This is a genomic window from Dictyobacter alpinus, from assembly GCF_003967575.1.
GTDB lineage: Bacteria > Chloroflexota > Ktedonobacteria > Ktedonobacterales > Ktedonobacteraceae > Dictyobacter > Dictyobacter alpinus.
Genome location: NZ_BIFT01000002.1, coordinates 1,282,356 through 1,294,632, shown reverse-complemented (window position 1 = coordinate 1,294,632; position 12,277 = coordinate 1,282,356). Strand labels below are relative to the sequence as shown.

Here is a 12,277-nt window from a genome sequence, read left to right as displayed (position 1 = left end):
GTTATTCTCCTAGCCCTTAAGCGCACCCGCTGTCAGGCCAGAGACAACGCGCCGCTCAAGGAGCATAATCAATATGACCAGAGGTACCACCGAGAGAATTGTGGCCGCTGAAAGCACCGCAAAGTTGGTGGTAAATTCCGTCTGGCTGATCGTTACAATGCCGACTGGCAGTGTATACGTCTTCGTACTAGTATAGTTTAAGGCAAACAGATATTCGTTCCAGTTGCCCACAAAAACGATAATAGCTGTCGCAAACAGTCCTGGAATTGTGACTGGTAAGATGATCTGTAAAAAGGCCCGGAAGCGCGAGAGTCCATCAACGATGGCGGCCTCCTCAAGCTCGACTGGCACATCCTGGAAGAATGCCATCAATACCAGCACGGCCAGCGGCAAGCCAAAGACTGAATAGGGCAGAATCAGTCCCTGCAAGGTGTTGAGGAGATGCAGGCTTTGTAGTATCTGGTAAATAGGAATAACCTGGACCAGGGGAGGGAAGAGCGAGAAGAAGAGGACCAGGAGTAGGATGACGTTTTTCCAGCGGAAGCGTAGTCTGGCAAACGCATAGGCCGCCAGTGTGGCCATGATCATGGTAATCACTGTTGAGACCAGGGCGGTGATGACGCTATTCACATAATAGCGACCGATATCACCGCGGAGCGCCTCGATATAGCTGGAAAGAGTGGGATGACCAGGAATAAGCGTGGCCGGAACTGACGTGGTTTCCTGCGCGCTCATCAATGATGTTGACAGGGCCCATAGCAAAGGGAAAAACTGGATAACGAGAATAATGGCCGAGACCAGATAAATGATTGTTCTGGACGCCACCAATAGCGAACCCCGTGACCGCCCTCCTGGCGTACTTGAGCCAGTCCTTATCTGCTGTTGCTGTCCCTTTTGCAAAGTTTGTGCCATAACAGATGTGTTTCCTTCCTGTTGTTAATTCACGCCAGGCCGATACAGGGTGCGCAGATAGATAATAATAAAGGCGAAGGTGATCAGCATCAGCACAATCGCGATATTCGAGCCATAGGCGAAATCGCCATACTGCTGAATCTGTAGATTAATATAGAGTCCTAAGTTCTGTGTCGCATTGCCAGGAGCGCCGTTGGTAAAGGCACTGATCAAGTCAAAGGCTTGCAGTGACTCAATGGTACGCAGCACCAGTGTGACGACCAGGGTTGGACGTACCAGTGGGAGTGTCACACGCCATATTGATTGCCACGCGGATGCTCCATCCACGCGTGATGCTTCCACCACCTCTTCTGGTATTGCCTGTAATCCGGCCAGTACCAGCAGCGCGACCAGCGAATTGGCCTTCCAGATTGCCAGTACATAGATCAGCGTTGTGGCCAGCGGAGCCGAGCCCAGCCAGTTAATGAGATGGGCATGATCAATAATATGCAGCCGTAACAAAAGACTATTGATCAGTCCATATTGATCATTGAAAATATAGGCCCAGATCACCGAGTTGGTGGCAGTTGGAATGGCCCAGGGAAGCAAGATGGCCGTACGGATCAACCAGCGACCACGGAACTTCAGATTGGCAAAGAGCGCCAGAGCTGTACCAAAGATCATTTGACCAGCGACCGTGATCAGACTAAAGAGCAAGGAAAATCTGAGCGCACTCCAGAATTGTGGATCATGCGCCAGACGCACATAGCCGGTGAAGCCGGCCAGAGACATCCCCTTACCAAAGGAACCGCCTGTTTGCAGCGAATACCAGATGGTACTGACCGCGGGATAGACTCCCATTGCCAGTAACGCGAGCAATACCGGCGTAAGCATTGCCCAGGCCAGGCGCTCTTCCCGGCGTTCCAGAATACTTCGCTTTGAGCGTGAACGAACGACAGCCATAGGCTTCTTCCTATCCTTTTTCCTCTTGCGTACAAATACGACATATTAGAGATTGTGTGCGTATGGCGTCTATCTCCTGGCCGCCACAATGATGGTTGTCAGGAGATAGATCATCAAACAATAGCTATTAAGACAAAGAGGCGATTTGCGACTGTACGCCGTGGAGCGCATCCGCTGGCGATTGCTGATTGCTGAGCACACCATTGATGGCAGCCTGCAATGGTGTGGTGAACTGGTTGTAGGTTTTTAGTTGCGGACGGTTATGACCGCTATTGAGGATCGTGGCCAGATCTTTGAATTGTGGATGTTTCTTTTGTAGCTCTGGATCACTCAGCACATCAGGACGCGATGAAACCAGACCGGCATTCTGAGCTAGCGAGCTCTGGGTCTGTTTATTGAGCATAAAGTCGATAAAGGCCCAGGACTCATCTTTATACTTCGAGTTGGCATTGATGCCTAGCACCCAACCGCCTGTGCAGCCCTGTCCTTTTTGTCCATTGAGCGCCAGGGTTGGCGCGATACCAACCTTGCCAGCCACCTTGGATGTTTTGGCTGCATTAGCAATCGCATAAGCAAAGGTCCAGTTACGCATAAAGGGCGCCTGCCCGTTGTTGAACAGGTTCAGGATATCGTTGGGTGCGTAAGTATTGGTGCCTGTGGGTGAGAGCTTTTTTGTGTGGATCAGATCATGCAGATATTGCAGTGCGTCGATGCTGGTGTTATCATCGACTTTCAAGCTACCCGGTTTGCCAATATCGCCACCGGCACCCCACAGCAACTCCAACCACTCATCAACGATGGCCTCAATCTTCTTGCCCGGCATCAGATAGCCATACTGGATCCCATTATTTTTTTCGCCAGCCAGAATCTTGGCGGCTAAACTCTCCATTTCAGCACGAGTCTGAGGCACCTGTCCGCCATATTTCTGTACCAGGTCGGTACGGTAATAGAGTAGACCGATATCCAGGTAGCGCTGAATGCCATAGATCTTGCCATCGATTTTGGCTACTTCTGCGGCGCTTGGATAAAACTGTTTTAAATAATCGGCGGACGCATAGCGGTCCAGTGGCTCTAACCACCCTGAACTGGCAAACTGGGCAGGCCAGGTTACATCGATATGTACCACATCGGGGGTGGCATCTTGAGAACGGAAACTGGTGACAAACTTGCTATATTGATCAGTAGCTACCGGAGGTAACTGTTGATACTCGACTTTGATCTTCCCTTTGTGCAGGTCATTAAAGCGAGCAATCTCTGCTGCCTGCTCGCCAGTCTGATCGCTGAGGGCGGCATACTGAATAGTTACTGGTCCATTCGCCTTTGGCGTGGAGCCAGAATCTTCTCCACAGGCTGCCAGTAAAGGACTCAGCATCGAGGCTCCCAGTCCTGCTTTTACGCCATTACCAAGCAATGTGCGGCGTGTCAGTTTCGAGCCAGAGAATAACGAAGTGGAAGGGAAGGTGGACTGCGGATCTGTGTTCGTACCCATAAAAAAAGTTCGCCTTTCCATGGGCCACGAGGATAATTTATTTCGCGTACTAAAAATAGCTTGCGAAATCCTCAACTGGCCGGACATATAGAATAAAAATAAGAACAGAAAACTAAATTTCGAGAAAGACTTCTTGCTTATCGACTTTGACCTGATAGGTGCGGACACGATACTTATCAGGTGCGGTCAGACAACTACCAGTGGTAACATCGAAGGCAAAGCTATGCCAGGGACAGCGAATAATCTCGCCGGCCCGACTATAGCCGAACTCATCGCCGGGCTGGTTGGCCTCCGTCAGACCCGTCAGCGTACCCTCTCCAAGAGGGCCACGCTGATGAGGACAGATGCTATAGATGGCATAGAATTCACCATGCTCACTATGGATAAGAGTAATAGGAATATTCTTGACGGTATAGCTGCGCCTTTCGCCACGAGGTATATCCGACTCGTGGCAGACATGATACTGCATCTGCTCTTGCTCTCTCTCTTTTAATCCTGGAAGCCAAAGAGTTCCTGGGCATTGTCATAGAAAATTTTACGGCGTAGATCAGCAGGAAGAGCACGTGGTACCGACTCCTCAGGCGAATCGAAGTCCCAGTGTGGATAATCGGTGGCAAAGACCAGCAATTTATCGGTGCCGAGCATATCATGCAGGCGCAACCAATTCTCGACACTGGTATCCTCGGTTGGCTGGGTCGAAAATTTGACGCGCTCCAGAATATATTTTGAAGGCAGTTGCTTAACCCAGGGAATTTCCAGATGGAGTGAGCGATAATTCTGGTCCATGCGCCAGAGCAGGTGAGGAAGCCAGCTATAGCCACTTTCCAGTATACAGAAGCGCAAGGTGGGAAACTTATCAAAGATGCCATTCACTACCAGACTGGTCAGTGTGGCCATCGCGCCCTGTGGTACATTGATATGCCATTCGATATAGTAGCGACCCTTGCCGAGGGCACTCTCGACTGCGCCTGTATGATGGAAGGCCACCACCAGATTATGCCGGGCAGCCGCCTCAAAAATAGGATTATAGAAAGGATCACCGTACGACCATTGTCCGATCGGCAATAGAATCTGGACAAAGCGAGGATCTGGTCCGAGGCGATCAATCTCACGCGCCGCCGCCTGTGGATCCTGCGGTGCCAACTGGATACTGGCCCGTAGCCGTGTATCGCGTGCCAGCCAATGATCGCTCACAAAATTGTTGTAAGCATTGGCCAGGGCCGTCGCGAACTCAAACTGCATCGGCATCACCGCCGGCATAAATTGTCCCGTCAGGATGGCATGGGTGATCGGATAGGTCTCCAATATCTGCTCACGCAGCAGTTCATAATTAGAGCCAGCCGGAGCCCCATCAGCAGGTTGTGAATCGCCGCGATTGACTCCATTCGCAGCCCAGTGCACATGTGGATTGCCCGTACCCTGCCAGGCACCATTGGTAATCAGGCCACGCCAGGGCTCCTTCAGATACGGCACCAGATCGGTCCATTTCGTAAAGGTTTCATGTACATCGGTATCTATAATTGGACCTGTGTACTTCGACCCCCCGGTACTTTGGCGGTTAGAGGCATCAGTCGTCGTCATTGCTCGCATCCTTTCCTTGATAGCCAGTCGTTTCGCATCTCTATAGTGTACCTATTTTTATAGAATGTGTAGTACGAAACGTTTCTTACTATCTATGGGCAAAGAACATATTCTTAGCAGTACATCTTTTCTACCTGTAAGTGACTAAGTTGATATATTTAGTCAACATCGTCTGTTTCCTCTATCTTAACGTGTTCAGTAGAACTTGTAAAGGGGAATGAAAAAATGACGGGGGCTATTGATCAATCTCTTGCATAAATATTTGTTGTTCACTTATAATGTCAGGACGGTGCATGTGAAAAAAGCATCTGATTAAGATAATGTATATCAGTATTGCAGATTATTTATAGGAATATATGATTATGAATAATTCAGTTATCAAGCAGGCTCTTATCGAGAATCATCACTATGCACACCTGCTGAAATTATTGACATTGGTCTATTTGTTGTTGACACTTGTGGGTATCCAATTTGATCCCCAGGTGGCCCTGGCTGTGTTTGGGGGTAATCGACAACCTTCTCCTGTTTCTCAGCCACATCTTCCTGAAGTCGCAGATGATAATGCTCTAGTATTTCACCAGCCATCCGAACTGCCAGATGCCCGTACCCTGATTATGCGTGTTCCACATGTGAACAGTGATCAATACCTTCCCCTCCCTAATTTTCGCGAAGATATGGCGCTCAGAGAGGCTTTGCTGGCCGTGCCCACACGCTGGCAACGCGATTCCGTTACCAATACAATGTATTATCGAGCCTCAAATACGCTCTCTATCCATTATGAGGGTCCCCAGGCAGTTGCAGGGATAAATAGTGATAGTATGCTACTTACTGCCCGCATCCTGATGGGATTGTGGATTAACAGACATGCTGATGCACAGCTTTCATCTCATGGACGGGTGCCTATCAAGGTGGAAGAGATTCTGGCCTGGAGAGGGATACAAAAGCACCAGCGCATCGCTTATGCAGGTGCCAGTAAGCGTTTTTCGGATGGATATCAGACGAAACAAAAACAGCAGATCCATACGGAGATTCGTTTATTGTCTCACTATACTATTCACGGCCAACAGCATATACGGCACCAGGGTCAAATATATAGCAATCCGCTGGCATCCTCTTATCTACAGGTGCAGCAGGTAGAGGAGCATAACAAAGTGATTGGCTATCTGGTAGAGCCTGGCAAGTGGATTAACGCTTACCAAAACGCTAATACGCTGTTTTTCGCCAGCGTCGAGCGACAAATCTTTCAGTTTCATCCGCGCAATGATTATTTATCTTTGCGGCTCGCTTTTTATCTGGTCGAGCATTGGCGTCAACAGGCCCGCAGTGGTGATTATCAACGTCCAATACACATGGCGCAATTGCTCACTTCCAGTATGATCTCTGTCGATAAAGCCAACCTTACAACGCGTTTTGTGCCCCGTATCGAGGCCGCTCTACAGAAATTGCATGCACAGCATATCCTTGGTGATCCACCCATCTGTCTTTCCCATATTGCTACCAACAAAGCTCAGTGGGGCAACGAGTGGCTGGCATCTTATTGGCATCTGGTACCACCATCGGAGATTATCCAGGCATACACCAGTTGTAAACCAGTGTCAGTAGCAGACCCACTATAAGCGCCATTTTCTGCTGATTTGGCAGAAAAAGACCCCCACTATTGATGGTGGAGATCCCCATGCTGGATGGTGGAGATTCCCACTACTGATGGTGGAATTTTTGTGCTCCCGAGGTTGTCAGTAATAGCTGCTAGCAGTGCTGGTTTTGTGTTGTTTTATCACTTAAGATGCCTTCAAAAGGTCAGATACAGGACTCATAAGGAGACTTCTATGTGGAAGAAATTACACACTCTGCTAGCAGTTCGTGACGTGCGCAATAAAATTTTCTTTACACTGGCTATCCTATTACTTATTCGCGTTCTCGATATTATTACTGTACCCCTTTCGCCCGAAGGGCGGCAGAATCTGCTCAAACTTTTTGCATCAGGCACGAATCAACAAGGGATAGGTCAACTATTTGGCTTACTCGATGGTTTTTCTGGTGGTTCATTACATAGTTTTTCGATCATTGCTTTATCTGTGTATCCCTATATCACTGCCACTATTGTGATGCAACTTCTCCAACCGCTCATTCCCGCATTACAGAATCTGGCCTTACAGGGTGAAACGGGGCGTATGCGCTTAAATGTGATTACGCGTCTGGTTACCGTGCCCTTAGCATTTTTACAGGCGATCAGCTCATGTCTGGTGTACCAACAGCAAGGTGTCCTGGCTCATTTTAATCTGCTGGATCCCAGGTATATGTTAGATTCACTGGCTATCATCCTGGTCTTGATTGCTGGTGTCATGATCCTGCTCTGGTTAGGGGAGTTGATCAATGAAAAAGGCATCGGAAATGGTGTTTCATTGATTATCTTTGGCGGCATACTCGCGACCCTGCCACAAACATTGAAGCAGGGGTATCTGGCACTTATGAACAGTGGAGGTAGCGGAGCGGTTGTCAGTGGCGTGATCTTTTTAGTGGTGTGCCTGTTGGCGGTTATGGGGATGGTGTATATGTATATGGGACAGAGGCGCGTCCCGATCCATTATCCAACCAGACGTGTTGTGAATAAAGATATGCTCGTTGGACAGTCAAAGACCAGCTATATTCCGCTGCAAATCAATAGTGCAGGGATGGTACCACTGATTTTTTCGTCGTCTCTCCTGCTGTTCCCATCTATACTGATCCGTTCTATCGGCACTTCAACCGCTCCTGCCTGGCTGCGTGAAGCCACCAACTGGATAGCAGTCTGGATCTTTAATCCATCTAATTGGATATACTGGGGAATGAATGCCCTGCTGGTTTTCTCCTTTACATACTTTTATGCGTATGTGCTCTGGCAACAGCAGAAGATTGCTGAGAATCTACAGAAGCAAGGAGCCTTTGTTTCAGGGCTCCGTCCCGGTGAGTCAACAAACAGACAACTCATGACTATCCTGAATAAAATCACTCTGGGTGGAGCATTGTTTCTGGCCGTTATTACGATCCTGCCATTTTTTACGCGCATAGGTGGAACCCAATTGCTGAGTAGTACATCACTCCTGATTGCCATCGGAGTGATACTCGATACCGTCAGACAACTGGAAGCAGAGATGGCGTTGCGCAATTATAAGGGGTTTCTGGAGTAAGATAGAGCTTTTAAGGCATGGCGCTGTATACGTCGAGTGGCGCCATGAGCCAGCCGAGCGTACGTCGAGTAGCGCCACACAAGGCCCAATCCATCTCACTTAACGATATGGAAGCCCGACATGGTCATGCTCAGGGACTTTGACGTAGGCCGAGGAGACGTCAACCCGCAAGGGGATTGCCCTACAATACTCATTTCCAGGTCACTTTATCATACAGGAAGAGAAGAAACATCACGGTATATTTAAGAGAACGAAACAAGAAAAACGGAAGATGTAGGGCAATCCCCTTGCGGGTTGCCGTCGCCTCGCCACACGGTTCGGTCGCTTCAACGTGATCCTGTCCAGGCAACACATCCCTACGTGAGATGGATTGGGCCTTGCGTGTGGCGCTACTCGACGTATGATTTGTCCTTTTCACATATTTTATCGCCCAAAACCAGATCGCTATCCATGATCATGACCATATTGGGTAGGGTTGGCACCTTCTTCGCTGGTACCCATTCTGAGCTCTAGTTGCCAGCCTGTTACTTCTGTGAAGACGCGTTGCGCTTCTTGTTTTGCAGATTTGCTCATGGCTCCCATGCCGGTGAATGTGATGCGTTGGTGGGCATGATCAATGGCGGGTTTGCCAATGATTTTGGCTTCAATGGGAATGAGCCTGCGGGCTGTGTTAATGAGAGCTTTCAGGTGGACCCGTTCGTGTAGCTCTACACTCCAGCCGGTCTGGGCAGTGATCTCTTTGAAGCGCTCGGCGTAGTGGACACGTGCACCTTGTGGAAAGTGAAAGTGTAGCCATAGGCAGCCTCGTTTGGCGTCTACACCGATCTGATAGAGATCTTCGGCGTCGCTGAGGAGCTGGCCGGCTGTTGCCATGGCCTGTACCTGTGAGACCCGTGTTTCAGGATCCATCTCGACTAATAGCTGCTGTGCGTCCTGTGAGGGCGCTGGCTCAGTGGCGACAGCATCGTGTGTCTTGTCTGCTTCATGTGTTGTGTTAACCGTTGCTGGCTTTTGACCATTTCCCGTTACTGGCGCCAACTGCAAACTCATGCCCTGTAGTTCTAAGGTCCAGGCTGTCTCGGCCGCGAAATCATTTCTGGCTTCGTAGGCCGCCGTAACTTCTGCGCTACCTTTGCAGAGGATACCTACGGTTTTGCGATCCCAGTAGATTGAGGGCTTGCCGATGATTTCCAGGCCATCTGGCAATAAGCTCTGCGCCATAGCCACGAGAGCCTCCTGGGTGGGTGTTAGCGGGTAGAGTCTGGTATTCCAGCCTGTGTTCGCCTCAATCTGTTCAAAGACCGCACTGTAGCGCAGCTGCGCTACTTCAGGAAACTCGAAGCGTATCCTCAAGGTAAGACTGGCTTTTTCCAGGCCCACTTTCAGGAAGCCTGGTAATTGACCAAGTAGCTCTCGGGCTGTGCTAATCGCCTGCTGCTCCTGTACAACTGTACCGGGGAGCGCTGTCGTTGCGACCACGCTGCTACTCACACTGCCAGTGGTTGGTACTGACTGGCTACCGCCTGACAGGATATTGATCTCCAATGTCCAACCGGTTTCAGCCATGACTTGTTGTTGTGCTGCTTCCATCTCTTCCGCGCTGGCAGTTCCTGAACAGGTGAAGCGGATCATGCGTTGCTCTAGAAAGATAGAGGGATTGCCCTGCATGGTGAGCCCGGCTGGCAACTGTTGCTGAGCGAAATTACTCATCTCTTTGAGTGGGGTCTGTGGCGAGATGTCGATATTCACACCGGCCTCTTCGGCGGCTGCATCAAGGAGCTCGTGGTAGCGTTCCCAGGCACCTTCGGGATAAAGAAACGTGAGGGTGACATCTCCGCTTTCGCCGTCGATACTGCGGCGGATCAGGTCAGACGGTGTCCCTATATGGCGCTCGATCGTGTTCAGGATCCAGTTTTGATCTGGTCGTTCGCGCTGTTCAGGCGCTTCAAGGGCTTCGCGCCATGTTGCGGCCAGTGCATAGTGGATCGGTCCCTGGCCCTCAACCATGTCGTCCTGCTGCTCAAATAAGCGTGGATGTTGCTGTAATAATTTGGCGACTGCCAGCCGCTCTTCGACCTTATGCTGAGAGATCCCAGCCAGTTCACAGAGTTCGGTCAAGGTATAGCTCTCGCCTTCCTGACAATTTTGGGCCAGGGCATAGGCTGAAATCCCTTTGCGTATTCTGCGCGCATTACGCACACAGGTGGTCAAGACCTCTTTTTCGCTTTCACCTTCCAGGTAAGGGAGTGGTCCAACAACTTCTTGCAGGGCGCGCAATGGGAACCGGGTGCGATCAAATGATTCGCCTCTAGGGAAGAAGACGCGTAGCGTCTCTCTCTCGCCAATGGCCCGGCATAAAACCGGCTTGGATGCGCCCGGGCTGGTGCGTAGTAAGATGATACGGCCCAGTAATTTACGTAAGCGATCTTCCTGTTCATCCTCCTGCGTGCGGCGCACATAATACGCCTCGGTGATCTCAGCCGCTGGCGTAAAATAGGGTTCATCGTAGGGCTGTTCTTCTTCCAACACATCATAGAGCCACATGGCATGTTCGGGGATGGCCCGATCTCCATACCAGACATTGACCAGCTCTCTTAACGTCACGATTTGGTAAGAAGGAACATGTTCCAGCGCCTTCCACAACTGCTCCAGATGCGAGGCATTAAAGATACCATCCTCTCCGATACCATAAGGCAGGCTTACAGGTGTATTGGCTTTCTCTACATGGGGGAGAGATGCTGCTTTTTTCTTGTGCTGGCGTGGACTCAGGTCCAATGTCTGGCCATTTTTGGGCAGCAGCACCTCAGTCTCTTCCAGCAATCCCAGTAATGCTCGTCTGGCCTCGTCATCTCCATGCACCAGGGCCACGCGCCGGGGTTTGAGGTGGGCGGCATAGGAGGCCAGCTCGCCTCCGTCAGCATGGGCCGAGAGGCTATATTTGGCGACATTACATTGGACCGTAATCTGCTGATCTTCAAGCTCTAGCGTGTCCTTCTTATGCTCAGCAAGATCCAGCAGGCGTTTCCCCGGCGACTCTTCGTCCTGGTAGCCGGTGATCAAGATCGATGCATTGGGATTACTGGCAAGTCTGGCGGCATACCAGGCACTGGGACCACCTGTTAACATACCGGAGCTGGCGATAATACAGGCGGGTTGTCCATCCAGAATCGTTTGTCGCTCTCGGGCATCGCGTACAAAACTGACATTATCGCCTTGAAATGGCAAGAAGCCTTTACGGATCTGGCGTGAGAGTCGTGGCGTCAGGGCCTCAGGCATTAATTGATATGCCGAGCAGACGCGCCGTACCAGTCCATCGACATAAATTGGAAAAACCGGGACAACTCCTTGTTCCTGCATACTTTGTAGCAGGAGCAGAATTTCCTGACCACGGCCCAGACCAAAGCATGGGAGCAAGACATGACCATTTTTCAGTCCGTCGGCGACCGCCAGGGCCATACGTTGTTCTTCGGCCTGCCGATTGGGATGGAGTCTGGCGCCATATGTTGATTCAAGGATGAGCAGGTCGGGCCGCTCAAGCGCGGGTGGCACGGCTCCCAGGATCGTGCGTTGTGGCGTCATGCTGATATCGCCTGATACCACGATACTCTCTTGTTTGCTGGCAAAGCCAAGACTCATCGCGCCCGCAATATGGCCGGCTCTGCTACTATGAATGGTCACTTCTGGTAGTTCGGTTAAGGTAAAGCTCTCTCCAACCGGTATTGGCCGTACCCGGCTCAACATACTGCCAACCAGCGTGGCGGGATAGAGTGGAATCTCCATCTCCTCTACCGCGCGTTTGTTCATAATCTTTAAAGCGTCCGCTAGCATGATCTCCATCAAGAGATGGGTGGCCCGTGATGTAAAAATAGGAGCATGGGGGAACGCTCGGTGTAATAGTGGTAAGGCACCGATATGGTCTGCATGGGCGTGTGTCACAAAGATGGCTTTTACATCTTTGTCCTCCAGCAGTGCCAGATCTGGCAAGGGATCGGCTGATCGATCTACGCGTACACCTGCATCAACTACGATCCATTGTTCAGCAATTTGTATCGCCACACAACTTGCTCCCACCCCGGCGGCGCCACCTGCGAAGATTACCTGCATATGCCCCCATCACCCTTTTCTAAAGCTCACAGCTTATAACTTACACAATCTGCAATCCTATGCTTACGCATTCTATTGTTTG

General features: G+C 50.5%; 9 protein-coding genes. 2 read left to right on the top strand and 7 right to left on the bottom strand.

All coding sequences use genetic code 11. The annotated features are described in order from the left end of the window. Positions 1–9: 9 nt before the first annotated feature. From EL633_RS27650 to EL633_RS27630, 5 genes are all read right to left on the bottom strand, one after another. A complete protein-coding gene (locus EL633_RS27650; protein WP_126630470.1) occupies positions 10–912 on the bottom strand; it encodes a carbohydrate ABC transporter permease in 903 nt (300 codons plus the stop codon). A gap of 24 nt (positions 913–936) precedes the next feature. Further along, the gene (locus tag EL633_RS27645; RefSeq protein ID WP_126630469.1) at positions 937–1,854 is read right to left on the bottom strand and encodes a carbohydrate ABC transporter permease; all 918 of its coding nucleotides are present in this window, start codon (positions 1,852–1,854) and stop codon (positions 937–939) included. A 127-nt stretch (positions 1,855–1,981) separates the two neighbouring features. Further along, positions 1,982–3,343: an ABC transporter substrate-binding protein gene (locus tag EL633_RS27640; protein WP_161982488.1), complete on the bottom strand. Its 1,362-nt coding sequence runs from the start codon at positions 3,341–3,343 to the stop codon at positions 1,982–1,984. 112 nt (positions 3,344–3,455) lie between these two features. Next, positions 3,456–3,812, bottom strand: coding sequence for a Rieske (2Fe-2S) protein (locus EL633_RS27635; RefSeq protein WP_126630467.1), 357 nt, complete (start codon positions 3,810–3,812; stop codon positions 3,456–3,458). Positions 3,813–3,832: 20 nt separating this feature from the next. Further along, positions 3,833–4,924 carry an amidohydrolase family protein gene (locus EL633_RS27630; protein WP_126630466.1) on the bottom strand — a complete coding sequence of 364 codons (1,092 nt, stop codon included), beginning with the start codon at positions 4,922–4,924 and terminating at the stop codon, positions 3,833–3,835. A 362-nt stretch (positions 4,925–5,286) separates the two neighbouring features. Between EL633_RS27630 and EL633_RS27625 the strand changes: the two genes are divergently transcribed. Together EL633_RS27625 and secY are read left to right on the top strand one after the other, a co-directional pair. Continuing rightward, entirely contained in the window at positions 5,287–6,540 is a 1,254-nt protein-coding gene (locus EL633_RS27625; RefSeq protein WP_126630465.1) for a hypothetical protein, read from the top strand. 210 nt (positions 6,541–6,750) lie between these two features. Continuing rightward, a complete protein-coding gene (secY, locus tag EL633_RS27620; protein WP_161982487.1) occupies positions 6,751–8,091 on the top strand; it encodes a preprotein translocase subunit SecY in 1,341 nt (446 codons plus the stop codon). A 190-nt stretch (positions 8,092–8,281) separates the two neighbouring features. Here secY and EL633_RS27615 read toward each other — a convergent pair whose 3' ends face one another. Next, entirely contained in the window at positions 8,282–8,509 is a 228-nt protein-coding gene (locus EL633_RS27615) for a hypothetical protein (RefSeq protein WP_126630463.1), read from the bottom strand. Between the two features lie 26 nt (positions 8,510–8,535). Beyond that, the gene (locus EL633_RS27610) at positions 8,536–12,195 is read right to left on the bottom strand and encodes an MBL fold metallo-hydrolase (RefSeq protein WP_126630462.1); all 3,660 of its coding nucleotides are present in this window, start codon (positions 12,193–12,195) and stop codon (positions 8,536–8,538) included. Positions 12,196–12,277 lie beyond the last annotated feature (82 nt).

Excerpts from the sequence above, each read along its gene's own strand:
- EL633_RS27650 (WP_126630470.1), bottom strand. The coding sequence starts at position 912 with ATGGCACAAACTTTGCAAAAGGGACAGCAACAGCAGATAAGGACTGGC.
- EL633_RS27645 (WP_126630469.1), bottom strand. The coding sequence starts at position 1,854 with ATGGCTGTCGTTCGTTCACGCTCAAAGCGAAGTATTCTGGAACGCCGG.
- EL633_RS27640 (WP_161982488.1), bottom strand. The coding sequence starts at position 3,343 with ATGGGTACGAACACAGATCCGCAGTCCACCTTCCCTTCCACTTCGTTA.
- EL633_RS27635 (WP_126630467.1), bottom strand. The coding sequence starts at position 3,812 with ATGCAGTATCATGTCTGCCACGAGTCGGATATACCTCGTGGCGAAAGG.
- EL633_RS27630 (WP_126630466.1), bottom strand. The coding sequence starts at position 4,924 with ATGACGACGACTGATGCCTCTAACCGCCAAAGTACCGGGGGGTCGAAG.
- EL633_RS27625 (WP_126630465.1), top strand. The coding sequence starts at position 5,287 with ATGAATAATTCAGTTATCAAGCAGGCTCTTATCGAGAATCATCACTAT.
- secY (WP_161982487.1), top strand. The coding sequence starts at position 6,751 with ATGTGGAAGAAATTACACACTCTGCTAGCAGTTCGTGACGTGCGCAAT.
- EL633_RS27610 (WP_126630462.1), bottom strand. The coding sequence starts at position 12,195 with ATGCAGGTAATCTTCGCAGGTGGCGCCGCCGGGGTGGGAGCAAGTTGT.